The sequence below is a fragment of the Paracoccus sp. MKU1 genome, assembly GCF_001447385.1.
GTDB lineage: Bacteria > Pseudomonadota > Alphaproteobacteria > Rhodobacterales > Rhodobacteraceae > Paracoccus.
On the sequence record NZ_LLWQ01000196.1, the window covers coordinates 41,431 to 55,657 of the forward strand.

Below are 14,227 nucleotides of genomic sequence, written 5' to 3' on the forward strand. Positions count from 1 at the left end.
CTGCGGATTGTATGTATCGGATCGCTGCCCGATGCAAGCGCGGCAATGGCGGCGCGACGAAAGGAACTGCTTCGGAAAGAAGCCGGGGCATAACCCCATCGCTGCAAGGCCACGGCGGCTCTGGTTATTTTATCGCGGGCGGGCCGGGCTTGGCGCTTCGGACGATTCGCCCCAGCTGCGCCGCTGATCACCAGCGCCGCAGAGGCGCGAAAATGAATGTATCGCCAACCATGGCTTGCCGAGAACATCGTCCGGAATCCATTCAAAAATCAAGAATATATGTCTCATTGTAAGGCATTGATTATGGGCGTATGCATTTGCCAGCCACACTCACACCGGCAAGTCCCGTGACCGTGAAAGCCCCCTCTGATCCACAGGAAAGGCCCGCCCATGTCCCGACTTCCCCTTCGCAGCATCGACGACGCCCCGGCCGAAGCGCGCCCGCGCCTTGAGACCGCCCAGCAGAACAACGGCTTCCTGCCCAATCTCGTCCGTCTGCTGGCCAATGCGCCCGTGGCGCTGGAAACCTATCAGACCGTCTCGGCGATCAACGGCCGCGCCTCGCTGAGCCTGGCCGAGCGCGAGGCGGTGCAGATCACCGCCGCCGCCACCCATGGCTGCGGCTTCTGCGTCGCCGGCCACACCGCCATCGCCGAGAAGAAGGCGAAGCTGGACCCCGCCGTGATCGGCGCGCTGCGCGACACGGCCGCGGTGCCGGACGCGCGGCTGGATGCGGTGGCGCGCTTCACCAAGGCGGTCATCGCCTCGCGCGGGGCGGTCAGCGATGCCGACCTGGCCGATTTCAAGGCCGCCGGCTTCGACGATCAGGCCGCGCTGGAGGTGGTGCTGGGGGTCAGCCTGGCGACGCTGTGCAACTTTGCCAACAATCTGGGCCAGCCGGCCCTGAACCCCGAGCTTGCCGCCTATGAATGGAAAGGCGCGGTCGCGCCTGCTGCGGTGCAATGACGGCGGCGCTGCCCGACGATCTGCGCGTCTGGCTGGCCGAGGCGGCCGAGGGCATCGACCTGGGCCGGGTTCCGGCCAGCGAGATCCTGCCCCGGCTGGCCGCGGCCGGGCTGACGCGCAAGGGCGTGCCCGAGGCGATGGGCGGCACGGGCGGCGATGCGACGGATGCCGTCGTCGCCGTCACCGCCGTGGCCGAGGAAAGCCTGGCCGCGGCCTTCATGCTGTGGGGGCATCGCTGCTATACGGAATTCCTGGTCCAGACCCCGAATGCCGGCCTGCGCGACCGGCAACTGCCCGACATCCTGTCGGGACGCGTGGCCGGGGCCTCGGGCCTGTCGAACGTGATGAAGTTCCTGGCCGGGCTGGAGCCCTTGCAGATCACCGCGCGCCAGGATGGCGAGGAGCTGGTCCTGGACGGCAAGCTGCCCTGGGTGACGAACCTGCGCAGTGCCGGCTTTCACGTCGCCGCCGCCGCCGACCGGGCCGAGGGCGGGCCGGCGATGATCGTGGCGCTGTCGCATGACGATCCGGGCCTGACCCGCAGCGACGACCTGTCGCTGATGGGCATGCGCTCCTCGGACACGGCGGCGATCAGGCTGGAAGGCGTGCGCATCCCGCAGGGCCGCATCCTTGCCGCCAATGCGCAGGACTGGCTGCCGGGGGTGCGGCCGCTGTTCATGGCGTTGCAATGCGGCATGTCGATCGGCCTGGCCCGCCGGGCGCTGGCCGAGGCCGAGGCTTATGCCGGCGCCGGCCGCAACGTGCTGGCCGCCGACATCGCCGCCGAGCACGAAAAGCTGGCCGCCGAGACCGAAGCGCTGTTCGCCGGCCTGCGGGGCGGCAGCTTTGCCGCCAATTGCGCGCCGCTGTTCCGGCTGCGCATCCGGCTGGCCGAGATCGTCACCGCCGCCACCACGCTGGAATTGCAGGCCGGCGGCGGGCGCTGCTACCTGGCCGAGCCCGGCCGCGACTTCGCCCGCCGCTGGCGCGAGGCCGCCTTCATCCCGGTCATCACCCCCAGCATCGTGCAGCTGCGCACCGTGCTCGCGGCCGCGAAAGAGGCCGCATGACCACCCCGGAGGCCCGGCCCGTGCTGCGCGCCATCGAGGTGGCGCTGCGCTATCCCGACGCGCCGGCGCCGGTGCTGGCAGGGTTCAGCCTCGATCTGGCGCCGGGCGAGGTGGTCGCGCTTCTGGGCCCCAGCGGCGTGGGGAAATCCAGCCTGCTGAAGGTTCTGGCCGGCTTGCAGCCCCCCGACTCGGGGCGCATCGAAATGGAGGGCGCCGTCTTGAACGGCGTCCATCCGCGCCTTGCCATGGCCTTCCAAAGCCCCGGACTGCTGCCCTGGCTGGACCTGGAAAGCAATGTCGCCTTCGGCCTGGACTTCAAGCGCCAGCCCCGCCTGTCGGCCGCGGAGCGGCGCGAGCGCATCGACCGCGCCATCGCCGAGGTCGGGCTGAGCCATGCCCGCCACTTGCGCCCCGCCGCGCTGTCGGGCGGCATGGCGCAGCGCGCGGCGCTAGCCCGCTGCCTGGCGCGCAAGCCGCAGGTGCTGCTGCTGGACGAGCCCTTCGGGGCGCTGGACGAGGTGACGCGCGCCGACATGCAGGACCTGCTGGTCAAGGTCGTGGCCGATTACCAGACCGCCGCGGTGCTGGTCACCCATGACATCGACGAGGCGCTGCTGGTCTCGGACCGCATCATCCTGCTGGGCGGCAGCCCGGCGGGCAAGATCGGCGAATGGCGCATCGACCTGCCGGCCCCGCGCGAGGACCATCTGGCCGAACTCGGCCGCATCCGCATCGACATCGTCGGCACGCTGCGCAGCGTGACCCGGCGCCACTGAAGGAGCCTTACATGCCGACCGAAGACAGCCTGTTCTCGCGCCGCGACATCATGCGCCTGTCGGCGCTGCTGACGGCCTCGGGCGCCCTGCCCTTCCTGCGCGCCCGCGCCGCCCGCGCCCAGGACCCCGACGAGCCGGTCCGCATCGGCTACCTGCCGATCACCGACGCCACGCCGCTGCTGGTCGCCCATGGCAGGGGCTTCTTCGAGGCCGAGGGGCTGAAGGTCGAAAAGCCCGTGATGTTCCGCGGCTGGTCGCAGATCGTCGAGGCCTTCCTGGCCGGCCAGGTCAATGTCGTGCACCTGCTGTCGCCGATCACCGTCTGGGCGCGCTATGGCAGCCAGACCCCGGCCAAGGTGGTGGCCTGGAACCACACCTCGGGCTCGGCGCTGACGGCGGCGAACGACATCGGCTCGGTCGCGGATCTGGGCGGCAAGACCGTGGCGATCCCCTATTGGTATTCGATCCACAATGTCGTCTTGCAGCGGCTGCTGCGGGAAAACGGGCTGAAGCCGGTGACCTCGGGCACGCCCGCCGCGGATGAGGTGGCGTTGTCGCTGATGTCGCCCGCCGACATGGTGCCGGCGCTGGCCGCCGGGCAGATCGCCGGCTATATCGTCGCCGAGCCCTTCAACGCCGCGGCCGAGATCAACGGCATCGGCAAGGTGCTGCGCTTTACCGGCGACGTGTGGCGCGACCATGCCTGCTGCCTGGTGTTCATGCACGAGGACCATCTGACCAACCGCCCGGAATGGTCGCAGAAAGTGGTGAACGCCATGGTCAAGGCCCAGCTCTGGACCCGCGACAACCGGGCCGAGACGGCGCAGCTGCTGTCCTCGGCCGATGCGCAGAAATACACGCCCCACAGCCCCGAGATCCTGGCCCGGGTGCTGACGCCCTCGGAGGCCGACATCCAGGGCTATGTGGAAAGCGGCGCCATCCGTCATCCCGACTGGCGCGACCGGCGCATCGACTTCCAGCCCTATCCCTTCCCCTCCTATACGGAGGAGCTGGTGCGGATGCTGAAGGACACCCAGGTCGCGGGCGAGCGCGGCTTCCTCGACGCGCTGGAGCCGGGCTTCGTCGCCGGCGACCTGGTCGACGACAGCTTCGTGCGCAAGGCGCTGGAGGGCATCGGCGGGCTGCCGGCCTTCGGCCTGGCCGAGGGCTGGACGCGGCAGGAGGTCATCGAGGCGTGACCGGAACGCAAGCCGCAGCGCAGGGCCGCCCGGCGCGGCTGGGCGCCCTGTTCCTCGGCCTGGCCGGGCTTGCCCTGCTGGTCGCCGCCTGGTGGCTCGCCACCGACGTGCTGGCCGCCGAAGGCAGCTTTGCCAGGCGCTTTTCGCCGACCAGCACCTTCCCGGCGCTGATCGGGCTGCTGGGCGGGTCGGACCTGTGGACCCATGTCGCGGTCAGCCTCAAGCGGGTGCTGGTCGGGCTGGCGGCGGCGCTGCTGGTGGGCGTGCCGCTGGGCCTGCTGGTGGGCGCCTCGCGGCTGGCCGAGGCGGCGACCACGCCGGCCTTCCAGTTCCTGCGCATGATCTCGCCGCTGTCCTGGATGCCGGTGGCGGTGATGCTGTTCGGCGTGGGCGACAAGCCGATCTATTTCCTGCTGGCCTTTGCCGCGGTCTGGCCGATCCTGCTGAACACCGCCGCCGGCGTGCGGCAGCTGAACCCGCAATGGCTGCTTCTGTCGAAAAGCCTGGCCGCGACGGGGTGGGAGACGCTGTCGCGGGTGATCCTGCCCGGCGTGCTGGGTCAGGTGGTGACCGGGCTGCGCCTGGCCATCGGCATCAGCTGGATCGTGCTGGTGCCCTGCGAGATGCTGGGCGTGCAGGCGGGCCTGGGCTATTTCATCCTCGATACCCGCGACCGGCTGGCCTATGACCAGTTGATGGCCGTGGTGCTGGTGATCGGCGTGATCGGCTATCTGCTGGACAGCCTGGCCCGCGCCGTGATCCGTCGCGTGGGGCCGGCGTGAGGGTCGCGGCGGATCGGCCGCCCCGTCAAGGCCGGCTGCGCGCGCTCAGGACCGGTCTCGGGATCGGCCCCCGCAATGCCCGGCGGAAGTCCCACAGGAAAAGCGCCCATCCCGCCATCCAGCACAATGTCGCAAGGGGCAGCAGCACCGTGTAACCGCTCGCGCCGGCGCAGCACATCAGCAGGCGGGTCAGCACCGACAGGTTGACCAGGCAAAAGGCGCCGCCGAGCCGGCGCGACACGCAAAGCCGTGTCCCCTGCCGGACCATGGCCGCCCGCGCCATGATCGCAAGCATCATCGTGCCCATGGCCCCCATGGTGAGGGCGTGCAGGGCCGTCGCGGCATCGAGACCGAGCGGCAGAACCTGCGACATGCCCGCCAGGATCAGCCCAAGCGGCAGCCAGAGCCAGGCCAGATGCAAAAGCAGCAGCGCCGGATAGCGGGCGCTGCGCCAGCTCCGCCAGGCCAGAATGCGGGCCAGTTGCAGCAGCCCCGAGACGACGAGAAGCGCCCCGGCAAGCCCGGGCGTCCCAAACGCCGCCATGGCCGCCAGCAAGGCCAGCAAGGCGGCGGCCGCCAGCCAGCGCGGGTCGGCGAAGGGCGGATCGTCCGGGGATGCCGCGAGCCGATGGCGGGTGAAGGCGGCAACGGCGCGGCCGCCGACAAGGCTGATCAGCAGCGCAAAGAACAGCGGCGCCAATTGCGGCGCGCCGCCTTGGGCCACGGCACCGAAACCGCCCGTCGCGCCTGTTGCGAGGCAGCCGAGAACGAAGGGGGCAAGCGCAAGCGGCATCTTGCGCCAGGCCTTGGCCCTTGCGACCTGCTGCGAAAGCAGGCCGCCCAGGACGACGAAATAGGCCGCGCCGGCAATGGAGCCCCATGGCGGGGGCATTTCAAGGGCAAAGGCCAGCCGCCCGGCGAACCATAGCGCCACCATGATCGCGGTTGTGGCGGGCGCGACCCGCGGCCGCCCCGTCCATGCCGGCAGCGCGGTCAGCAGATAGCCCCCGACGGCCGCCCCGCCCATGCCGAACAGCAACTCGTGCCGGTGCCACGAGACCGGGTCGGCGACCAGCCCCGAGGGCGCCAGCCAGGCTGACGGCACCAGAACCGCCCATAGCCCGGCGAGAAGGAACAGCGGGCGATGCGGCGCCAGCCACAGCTCTTGGGTCGGATAGCAAAGCATCGGCGGCCGGCATGGTTGCGTGAAGGCATGGGCGAGCCATCCCGGTTCCTGATCTGCATGCCGGCAGGGAGCCTTGTCCATGGGCGACAGGCATCCGCCGGCATGCCAGGACCTTTTGTCGCAAACCGCGGCCCGGCGGGGCACGGGATTACCGGCGCCGGCGCCGTGCCATGCGCCCCTGACGCGCAAGGCCGTGCGGCGCGTTGTCCGTCGCCTCCTGACGCCGCGGCAGCGCCACCTCTTCCGCAAGCTTGGGAAACGGATCGACCCGGTTCGGCAGGGCCATGGCGTCCACGAAAAGCTGCTGGAAATGCGGCTCCAGCGCGGTCTCGATCTTTTCGATGCGCCGAACCGTCCGCTCGATCTCGCGCCGGTGGCCACGGTTGAGCAGCGCCATCATCGCACCGGTTCCGGCGGCGTTGCCGACGGCCCGGACCTCGGACAGCGCGCAATCGGGGATCAGCCCCAGCACCATGGCATATTTCGGGTCGATGAACGCGCCGAAGGCGCCGGCCAGACGGATCGTGTCCACCTGGGTCACGCCCTGCTTTTCCATCAGCAACCGGATGCCGGCGTAAAGCGCCGCCTTGGCAAGCTGGACGGCGCGCAGGTCGTTTTGCGTGACGGCAATGCGGGGCTGGCCCTCATGCAGCAGGTAAGCGAAGGTGCGGCCGTTCGCGACGATGCGCGGGCTGCGCGAGGCCAGCGTGCCGTCGATGGCACCGTCCGCCGAGACGATGCCGGAAAGATACATCTCGGCCACCGCCTCGATGATCGCCGAGCCGCAGATGCCGGTAACGCCGAGCCTTGCCGCATCCGCGCCGAAACCCGGCTCGTCGGACCACAGCTCGGAGCCGATGATGCGCAAGCGCGGCTCCAGCGTCTCGCGGTCGATCCTGACCCGCTCGATGGCGCCGGGGGCGGCGCGCTGGCCGCAGGAGATCTCCGCGCCCTCGAAGGCCGGGCCGGTGGGCGACGAGGCGGCGACGATCCGGCCGCTATTGCCCAGCACGATCTCGGCATTGGTGCCGATATCGACCAGAAGCATCATCCGGCCCTGGCGGTGCGGCCCCTCGGCCAGCGTGGCACCGGCGGCATCCGCCCCGACATGGCCGGCGATGCAGGGCAGCAGATAGGCCCGCGCGCCCGCATTGGCCCGCAGGCCGAGTTCGGCCGCCGTCGTGTGAACCGCGCCGGACACGGCCAGCGCGAAGGGCGCCTGGCCCAGCTCGGTCGGGTCGATGCCCAGGAACAGGTGATGCATGATCGGGTTGGCGACGAAAACCGTGTCGAGGATGTCGCCGGCATCGACGCCGCCCTGGGCGCAGGCCCGGCCGATCAGCCCGTTGACGGCCTCGCGCACCGCCCGGGTCATCGCCTCGCACCCGTCCGGGTTCATCATCACATAGGAAACGCGGCTCATCAGATCCTCGCCGAAGCGGATCTGCGGGTTCGCGGCGCCCGCGGATGCGACCACGCGGCCCGACAGCAGCGAAACCAGGTGCAGCGCGATGGTGGTGGAGCCGATGTCGCAGGCGATGCCGTAAGCCTGGTTGTGCAGGCCCGGCCAGAGGGCGAGGATTTCGGGACGCTCCGCCTCCTCGTCCTGATGGATGGCGACGGTGACGCCCCAGTTGTCCTTGCGCAGCATCTTCTGCACCTGCGGCATCAGCCGCAGCGGCACGGCCGGGTCGCGGATGCCCCAGTCGCGGGCCAACGCCGCCTTCAGCCGGTCCAGATCGCCCAGCGGCTGCTGCATGTCGGGCTGGTCCACCTCGACATAGCAGAGCCTGACCGCCGGCTCGCGCCGGATGGTGCGGTCGCTGGCGGCCTTGCGGATCACCTGCGCGTCGACGACCGTATCCTGCGGCACGTCGATCACCAGATCGCCCCGGATGGTGGCCGAACAAGCCAGCCGCCTGCCTTCCGGCAGGCCGCGGATGCGGTCGTATCGCGCCTCCTTCTCGCCCCTGGGCGAGATGTGGTCCCGGGACGAGGTGATGCCGAACTTGGCAAAACGGCCTTCCTGCACCGCGATCTGGCAGCGCCCGCAGGTGCCGCGGCCGCCGCAGACGCTTTCGACAGGAACGCCCAGCTGGCGCGCGGCCTCCATGAGACCGGTGCCGACCGGAAAGCGCCCGCGCTTGCCGGAGGGCATGAACAGGACCAGCGGGTCCTTGGGGCCGGAGGGGGCGGCCATGGCGTCCCCGCCGCCTTCAGCCCTGCGCGCCCAGACGCGCGGCGCGGCCGCCGCGCCGGCGCGCGCCGGCCTCCGGCGATGCCGCGGCGGGGGTCGCGTGTTCGCCCGGCTTGAAATCCTTATAGGTGCGGATCCAGGTCGCACAGTCCCTGTCAGCCCCGGCAAGCACGTCGGCGGCGCGCACGGCCTCCATTTCCTGCGGGCGGCAGGGGTTCATGATGGCGCTGGTCATGCCCGCGCCGATCACCATGGGGATGAAGCCGGCATTGATGCCGTGGCGATGCGGCAGGCCGAAAGAGATGTTGGACAGGCCGCAGGTCGTGTTCACCTGCAATTCCTCGCGCAGCCGGCGCAGCAGCGCAAAGACCTGGCGGCCCGCATCGCCCAGCGCGCCGATCGGCATCACCAGGGGATCGACCACCACGTCCTCGGGCCTGATGCCGTGATCCATGGCGCGCTGCACGATCTTTTTCGCCACCGCGAATCGCACGTCCGGGTCCATGGAAATGCCGGTCTCGTCGTTCGAGATGGCGACGACCGGGACGTCGTATTTCCGCGCCAGCGGCAGGATCGCCTCCAGCTTTTCCTCCTCGCCGGTGACCGAATTGATGAGCGGCCGGCCCTTGGCGACCTTCAGCCCGGCCTCGATGGCCGCCGTGACCGAGGAATCGATGGCCAGCGGGACGTCCACCAGATCCTGCACGATCTGGAGCGTCCGGACCATCAGCCCCGGCTCGGTCGCGTTGGGATCGACGGCGGTGACGCCGGCGTTGATGTCCAGCATGGTCGCGCCCGCCGCCACCTGTTCCAGCGCATCCTTGCGCACGGTGTCGAAATTGCCCTCGACCATCTCGGCGGCGAGCTTCTTGCGCCCGGTCGGGTTGATGCGCTCGCCGATGACGCAGAACGGCCGGTCGAAGCCGATGGCGATTTCCCGTGTCGCCGAGGCGACGATGGTGCGGGTCATGGATCTGTCCTCCGGGATGGATGGGGCTGTTTCATGGGATGGTTTTCGCCGGCTGGGGCGCCGCCTGCGCCTCGCGCAGGATCTGCTGCGGCGTCTCCGGCCGGGGGTCGTGGAGAATGCGGTCGAGCCGGCCGACCACAAGCGCGTCGTCGGCCCTCGGCTCGGGCCGCCACGGCTTGCGGCCTTTCAGGATGCCGGATTCGTGGACGATCTCGGCGACATATTCCTCCTGCCGGTAGGCCATGACGTGGATGCCCGCGACGCCGGCGATCTCCTTGACCTCGTCGATGATGTCGATGCAGAGCCGCTTGCCCTCGCGCTTCTGGTCGGCGGCGCCTTCCAGCCGCGCGATCACCGCATCGGGAATGTGCACGCCGGGCACATTGGCGCGCATCCAGCGCGCGGTCCGGGCCGAGGTCAGCGGCCCGACGCCGCACAGGATGAAGCAGCGCTCATGCAGGCCCAGGTCGCGGACGCGGGCCATGTAGCCGCGGAACATCGGCACGTCGAAGCAATACTGGCTTTGCACGAATTGCGCGCCGGCGGCGATCTTCTTGGCCAGCCGCAGCGGCCGGAAGTCGTAGGGCGGCGCGAAGGGGTTGATCGCCGCGCCCAGGAACATCGCGGGCGGGGTGGTCAGCTTGCGGCCCGACAGGAACGTCCCTTCGTCGCGCATGCTGCGCACGGTTTCCAGAAGCGACATGCAGTCGAGGTCGAAGACCGGCTTGGCGCCGGGCTGGTCGCCGGCCTGCACGCCGTCGCCGGTCAGGCACAGCACGTTCTGCACCCCCATGGCGGCCGCGCCCAGCACGTCGCCCTGGATGGCGATGCGGTTCCGGTCCCGGCAGGAGATCTGGTAGATCGGCGCATAGCCCATTCGCGTCAGCAGCGCGCAGATCCCGACCGAGGACATGTGGCAATTGGCGCCCGAGGCATCGACGGCGTTGATGCCGTCCACCCAGCCGTCGAATATAGCGGCGCGTTCATAGACGTCCTCGGGGTCGGCGCTGTCGGGCGGGTTCAGCTCGGTGGTGACGGCGAATTCGCCGCGCCGCAGCACCCGCTCCAGCCGCCCGCGCGAGGAATGGCCCGGCAAGGGGTCCAGCGGCAGGTGCGCGCCCGCCGGGTTCTCGTCCCGTTGCTGGGTCATGCCGCTTCTCCGCTGCGCGATCTGTCGCGCTCGGCTGCGGCATTCGCGGTCACGCGCAGCCAGGAGGAGGAGGAGGCGAGAAGCGATTGATCGACCGGCTTTTGCACCTGCAATATGGCGTCGCCCTGGACCATCCGGCGCGAGCCCTCCCAGGCCTTGACCCAGACGCAGGGCATGTCGGGCCTGACCTCGCAATGGCCGCTGGCCCGGACGCCGCCGCAGGGGCCGTTGCGCAACTGCTTGGGGCAGTTCATCGGGCAGGACATGCCGGTCGAGGACAGGATGCATTGTCCGCACATCCGGCAGTCGAACAGAAGGCCCTTGACGGTCTTTTCGACGAAGCGGACCGGCCTTTCGGCGCGCGAATATCCCAGCGCGTTCCAGAGCGGATGCAGCCGCAGGAAGATGTCGGCGAAAATGCCGTAGAACCATTCGAGGCCGCGCGCATGGCGCACCGACCACAGCCGCAGCGCATAGCGCCGCCGCGCCCGCCGGGCCGAGGCGGGCCTGGGCGCCGCCGCCGCGGCCGGCCGCTTTCCGGCCGCCGGGATCGTCGCGATAGCGGTTTCCTCAGCCATTCCCTGTCCCGCCTGCGTCACCGAGCGCCGCCCGCCCCGATCTCCGTTTCGCCAATGGATCACGATCATCTCCCCCTGTATCCGGAAGCATCGCCGAATGAGCCTGCGTCCCGCTTGCCGACGCGCGACGGCGACCGTTTCAAAAGCGACGCGTCATGTTTCCGGCCGCGCCGCCGCGCGCGCCAGCGCAGGCCCCAGATCGCCGTAGAAGGTGACGCGCTTTTCATAGGCGAGGCCCAGCATGGCCGCCGCGTTCCTGGCCACCCGCTCCAGCGCGGCATCCTCGGTCTGGGCCAGATAGACGACCTTCTGGTAATTGGCGAAGAAGTCCCGCGCCAGTTCGGGATGGCGGTCGAGGCCCAGCGGCCGGGTAAAGAACGCATCGAACTGGCGGCAAAGGAAATCCGTCATGTAGAACGAGGTCACGTCGGCCTCCGCCAGCGCGGCGAAGGCGGCCATGCCCTGGTAGAGGGCAAAGCAATGCGGCCCCTCCAGCCGTTCGACGCCTTGCCTTTCCAGCACCTTGTCCAGCATGCCGCCGCTGCCGCAATCGGCATAGCCGACGAAGATGTGCCGGTAGCCCTGGGCTTTCGCCTTCCCGATCGCCGCATCGACGGCGGCGGCAATGCGCTGGGGCTGGAAATGCAGCTCGGCCGGCAGGCATTTCAGCACCAGATGCGTCAGGCCCAGCCTTTCCCTGATCGCCAAGATCTCGCGCGCCAGCATACCGCAGGCGATGACGAGAACCTGCCGGGGCATCGGAGGGCCGCATGGCGGCGCCGGGATGGGATCCTCCGTCGGCCCTGCCGCGTGCCGCCGCCTGCCCATGTCATGCCTCAGACCGCATGGATGTTGTGCTTGCGCTTCATGAAGTCCTTGGCCATCTCGACGGTGATGGCGGCATCGCGGCAATAGGCGTCGGCGCCCACGGCCCTGCCGAAATCCTCGTTCAGCGGCGCGCCGCCGACCAGCACGACATAGTCGTCGCGGATGCCCCTTTCCTGCATCGCGTCGATCACCACCTTCATATAGGGCATGGTCGTGGTCAGCAGCGCCGACATGCCCAGGATGTCCGGCTGGTGTTCCTCGATGGCGGCCAGGTAGCTTTCCACCGGATTGTTGATGCCGATATCGACCACCTCGAAACCGGCGCCCTCCATCATCATGCCGACCAGGTTCTTGCCGATGTCGTGGATGTCGCCCTTGACGGTGCCGATCAGCATCTTGCCCTGCTTGGGCGCGCCGGTCTCGGCCAGCAGCGGGCGCAGGATGGTCATGCCGGCCTTCATGGCATTGGCCGACAGCAGCACCTCGGGGACGAAGAGGATGCCGTCGCGAAAATCCTCGCCCACGATGCGCATGCCCTCGACCAGCGCCCTGGTCAGCACGTCATAGGGCGTCCAGCCCCGTTCCAGCAGGATGTTCGTGCCTTCCTCGATCTCGTCCTTCAGGCCGTCATAGAGGTCGTCATGCATCTGCTGCACGAGATCGTCATCGGAAAGCTCGGAAAGGCTGATTTCTTCGTCGGACATCTTCAGGACTCCAGAAGGTGTTGAGGCGCGGGCTGCCATATCCGGCCAACGCGCCGGCAGGCCATGGGTCGAACATAGCCCGCAGGGTCCTCGGCCCACTGTCCGGTTTGCGACAGTCTCTGGCGCAGGCAAGCCGCCGCACCGGCGCGCCGCGGATACAATCCGAAACCGGCACGGCGATGCGCCGTGGGCGAGACGGGGATGAGGTGCATGATGGATAATGTCACATCGGCGGAAGAATCCGGCGGCAGGCGCGGCCGCGGCGATCGCGGCGGGGCGGCGGCGCGCCGGGCGGCACGGGCGGGCGGCGGCCCCGGCGGACAGCTGACCCATATCAGGCGCCAGGTGCCCTGTTACGAGGTTCTGGACGAGGAGGGGCTGGCGCTGATCGAGGCCAATGCCGACATAGTGCTGGAGGAGGTCGGCATCGAGTTTCGCGACGATGCCGAGGCGCTGGCGATGTGGAGGGAGGCCGGCGCCGACGTGCGCGGCCAGCGCGTCCATTTTCCCAAGGGCCTGCCGCGCGCGCTGCTGAAGACCGCGCCCTCGGTCTTTACCCAACATGCGCGCAACCCGGCCCGCTCGGTGCAGATCGGCGGCGATGCCACGGTCTTCGCCCCGGTCTACGGCCCGCCCTTCGTGTGCGACCTGGAGGGGAACCGCCGCTATGCGACGCTGGAGGATTTCCGCAATTTCGTGAAGCTGGCCTATCTGGCGCCGTCGATCCACCATTCCGGCGGCACGGTCTGCGAACCGGTGGACGTGCCGGTCAACAAGCGCCATCTGGACATGCTGCTGGCGCATATGACGCTGTCGGACAAGCCCTTCATGGGATCGGTCACCGCGCCCGAGCGGGCCGAGGACACGGTGGCGATGGCCAAGCTGCTGTTCGGCGAGGAATTCGTCCAGAACAACACCGTGACCATCAGCCTCATCAACGCCAACTCGCCCATGGTGTTCGACGACACCATGCTGGGCGCGGCCAAGGTCTATGCCCGCGCCAACCAGGCCTGCATCGTCACGCCCTTCATCCTGGCCGGCGCCATGAGCCCGGTGACGGTGGCGGGCACGCTGACCCAGGTGCTGGCCGAGGTGCTGGCGGGCGCCGCCTTCACCCAGCTGGTGCGGCCCGGGGCGCCGGTGCTGTTCGGCACTTTCGCGTCCTCGATCTCGATGCAGTCGGGGGCGCCGACCTTCGGCACGCCGGAACCGTCGCTGGTCTCCTATGGCGCAGCGCAGCTGGCCCGGCGGCTGGGGCTGCCCTTCCGCACCGGCGGCTCGCTCTGCGCCGCGAAGATCCCGGATGCGCAGGCGGCCTATGAAAGCGCCAATACGCTGAACTCCACCCTGCTCTGCGGCGCCAATTTCGTCCTGCACGCCGCCGGCTGGCTGGAGGGCGGGCTGTCGGCCTGCTATGAAAAATTCATCATGGATGCCGATCAGCTTGGCGTGGCGCAGAAGCTGGCCGCAGGCATCGACCTGTCCGAGAACGGGCAGGCGCTGGACGCCATCCGCGAGGTCGGCCCCGGCCATCACTATCTGGGCTGCGCCCATACCCAGGCCAATTTCCAGACCGCCTTCTATCGCTCGATCATCGCCGACAACAACTCCTTCGAGCAATGGCAGGCCGAGGGGGAAAAGAGCGCCCCCCAGCGCGCCAACGCCATCGCCCGGCGCTGGCTGGAAAGCTACGAGGCACCGCCGCTGGACCCCGGAATCGCCGAAAGCCTGGCCGATTTCGTGGCGCGCAAGAAGGCCTCGATGTCGGATGCCTTCACATGAAAGCCGCCGGTTTCAATACGGGAAAAGGTGGCGGAACTG

The 14,227-nt window shown here is 69.3% G+C and carries 13 protein-coding genes; 6 read left to right on the forward strand and 7 right to left on the reverse strand.

The window, feature by feature from the left end; genetic code table 11:
* Window positions 1–390: 390 nt before the first annotated feature.
* From AQY21_RS18195 to AQY21_RS18215, 5 genes are read left to right on the forward strand one after another with little or no spacing between them, the layout of a single operon-like run.
* The gene (locus AQY21_RS18195) at window positions 391–966 is read left to right on the forward strand and encodes a carboxymuconolactone decarboxylase family protein (RefSeq protein ID WP_058099031.1); all 576 of its coding nucleotides are present in this window, start codon (window positions 391–393) and stop codon (window positions 964–966) included.
* Window positions 963–2,036 carry an acyl-CoA dehydrogenase family protein gene (locus AQY21_RS18200; protein WP_058099032.1) on the forward strand — a complete coding sequence of 358 codons (1,074 nt, stop codon included), beginning with the start codon at window positions 963–965 and terminating at the stop codon, window positions 2,034–2,036. The genes AQY21_RS18195 and AQY21_RS18200 overlap by 4 nt, the downstream gene beginning before the upstream one ends.
* Window positions 2,033–2,812, forward strand: coding sequence for an ABC transporter ATP-binding protein (locus AQY21_RS18205; RefSeq protein WP_058099033.1), 780 nt, complete (start codon window positions 2,033–2,035; stop codon window positions 2,810–2,812). The genes AQY21_RS18200 and AQY21_RS18205 overlap by 4 nt, the downstream gene beginning before the upstream one ends.
* An 11-nt stretch (window positions 2,813–2,823) precedes the next feature.
* Window positions 2,824–4,011, forward strand: coding sequence for an ABC transporter substrate-binding protein (locus AQY21_RS18210; RefSeq protein WP_058099034.1), 1,188 nt, complete (start codon window positions 2,824–2,826; stop codon window positions 4,009–4,011).
* Window positions 4,008–4,793, forward strand: a complete 786-nt coding sequence (locus AQY21_RS18215; protein ID WP_058099035.1) for an ABC transporter permease — start codon at window positions 4,008–4,010, stop codon at window positions 4,791–4,793. The genes AQY21_RS18210 and AQY21_RS18215 overlap by 4 nt, the downstream gene beginning before the upstream one ends.
* 25 nt (window positions 4,794–4,818) lie before the next feature.
* On the opposite strand, the gene AQY21_RS18220 is transcribed toward AQY21_RS18215, so the two are convergent.
* The 7 genes from AQY21_RS18220 to AQY21_RS18250 all read right to left on the reverse strand — a co-directional run bounded on the left by AQY21_RS18220 (window position 4,819) and on the right by AQY21_RS18250 (window position 12,406).
* Window positions 4,819–5,979, reverse strand: a complete 1,161-nt coding sequence (locus AQY21_RS18220; protein WP_058099069.1) for an NnrS family protein — start codon at window positions 5,977–5,979, stop codon at window positions 4,819–4,821.
* Window positions 5,980–6,127: 148 nt separating this feature from the next.
* Window positions 6,128–8,179 carry an ASKHA domain-containing protein gene (locus tag AQY21_RS18225; protein ID WP_058099036.1) on the reverse strand — a complete coding sequence of 684 codons (2,052 nt, stop codon included), beginning with the start codon at window positions 8,177–8,179 and terminating at the stop codon, window positions 6,128–6,130.
* Between the two features lie 16 nt (window positions 8,180–8,195).
* Window positions 8,196–9,146, reverse strand: a complete 951-nt coding sequence (locus tag AQY21_RS18230; RefSeq protein WP_058099037.1) for a methyltetrahydrofolate cobalamin methyltransferase — start codon at window positions 9,144–9,146, stop codon at window positions 8,196–8,198.
* A 31-nt stretch (window positions 9,147–9,177) separates the two neighbouring features.
* Entirely contained in the window at window positions 9,178–10,296 is a 1,119-nt protein-coding gene (locus AQY21_RS18235) for a methylenetetrahydrofolate reductase (RefSeq protein ID WP_058099038.1), read from the reverse strand.
* Window positions 10,293–10,874, reverse strand: a complete 582-nt coding sequence (locus AQY21_RS18240; RefSeq protein WP_082658169.1) for a methylenetetrahydrofolate reductase C-terminal domain-containing protein — start codon at window positions 10,872–10,874, stop codon at window positions 10,293–10,295. Before AQY21_RS18240 ends, AQY21_RS18235 begins: the two co-directional genes overlap by 4 nt.
* A gap of 153 nt (window positions 10,875–11,027) precedes the next feature.
* Complete coding sequence (locus tag AQY21_RS18245) at window positions 11,028–11,633, reverse strand: DUF1638 domain-containing protein (protein ID WP_058099039.1); 606 nt, start codon at window positions 11,631–11,633, stop codon at window positions 11,028–11,030.
* Between the two features lie 77 nt (window positions 11,634–11,710).
* Window positions 11,711–12,406, reverse strand: a complete 696-nt coding sequence (locus AQY21_RS18250) for a B12-binding domain-containing protein (RefSeq protein WP_058099040.1) — start codon at window positions 12,404–12,406, stop codon at window positions 11,711–11,713.
* A gap of 210 nt (window positions 12,407–12,616) precedes the next feature.
* Between AQY21_RS18250 and AQY21_RS18255 the strand changes: the two genes are divergently transcribed.
* Window positions 12,617–14,188, forward strand: a complete 1,572-nt coding sequence (locus tag AQY21_RS18255) for a trimethylamine methyltransferase family protein (protein WP_058099041.1) — start codon at window positions 12,617–12,619, stop codon at window positions 14,186–14,188.
* Window positions 14,189–14,227: the final 39 nt, after the last annotated feature.

What these genes read in the sequence shown, in the direction of transcription:
- AQY21_RS18195 (WP_058099031.1), top strand. Translation starts at nt 391, where the DNA reads ATGTCCCGACTTCCCCTTCGCAGCATCGACGACGCCCCGGCCGAAGCG.
- AQY21_RS18200 (WP_058099032.1), top strand. Translation starts at nt 963, where the DNA reads ATGACGGCGGCGCTGCCCGACGATCTGCGCGTCTGGCTGGCCGAGGCG.
- AQY21_RS18205 (WP_058099033.1), top strand. Translation starts at nt 2,033, where the DNA reads ATGACCACCCCGGAGGCCCGGCCCGTGCTGCGCGCCATCGAGGTGGCG.
- AQY21_RS18210 (WP_058099034.1), top strand. Translation starts at nt 2,824, where the DNA reads ATGCCGACCGAAGACAGCCTGTTCTCGCGCCGCGACATCATGCGCCTG.
- AQY21_RS18220 (WP_058099069.1), bottom strand. Translation starts at nt 5,979, where the DNA reads ATGCTTTGCTATCCGACCCAAGAGCTGTGGCTGGCGCCGCATCGCCCG.
- AQY21_RS18225 (WP_058099036.1), bottom strand. Translation starts at nt 8,179, where the DNA reads ATGGCCGCCCCCTCCGGCCCCAAGGACCCGCTGGTCCTGTTCATGCCC.
- AQY21_RS18230 (WP_058099037.1), bottom strand. Translation starts at nt 9,146, where the DNA reads ATGACCCGCACCATCGTCGCCTCGGCGACACGGGAAATCGCCATCGGC.
- AQY21_RS18235 (WP_058099038.1), bottom strand. Translation starts at nt 10,296, where the DNA reads ATGACCCAGCAACGGGACGAGAACCCGGCGGGCGCGCACCTGCCGCTG.
- AQY21_RS18240 (WP_082658169.1), bottom strand. Translation starts at nt 10,874, where the DNA reads ATGGCTGAGGAAACCGCTATCGCGACGATCCCGGCGGCCGGAAAGCGG.
- AQY21_RS18245 (WP_058099039.1), bottom strand. Translation starts at nt 11,633, where the DNA reads ATGCCCCGGCAGGTTCTCGTCATCGCCTGCGGTATGCTGGCGCGCGAG.
- AQY21_RS18250 (WP_058099040.1), bottom strand. Translation starts at nt 12,406, where the DNA reads ATGTCCGACGAAGAAATCAGCCTTTCCGAGCTTTCCGATGACGATCTC.
- AQY21_RS18255 (WP_058099041.1), top strand. Translation starts at nt 12,617, where the DNA reads ATGATGGATAATGTCACATCGGCGGAAGAATCCGGCGGCAGGCGCGGC.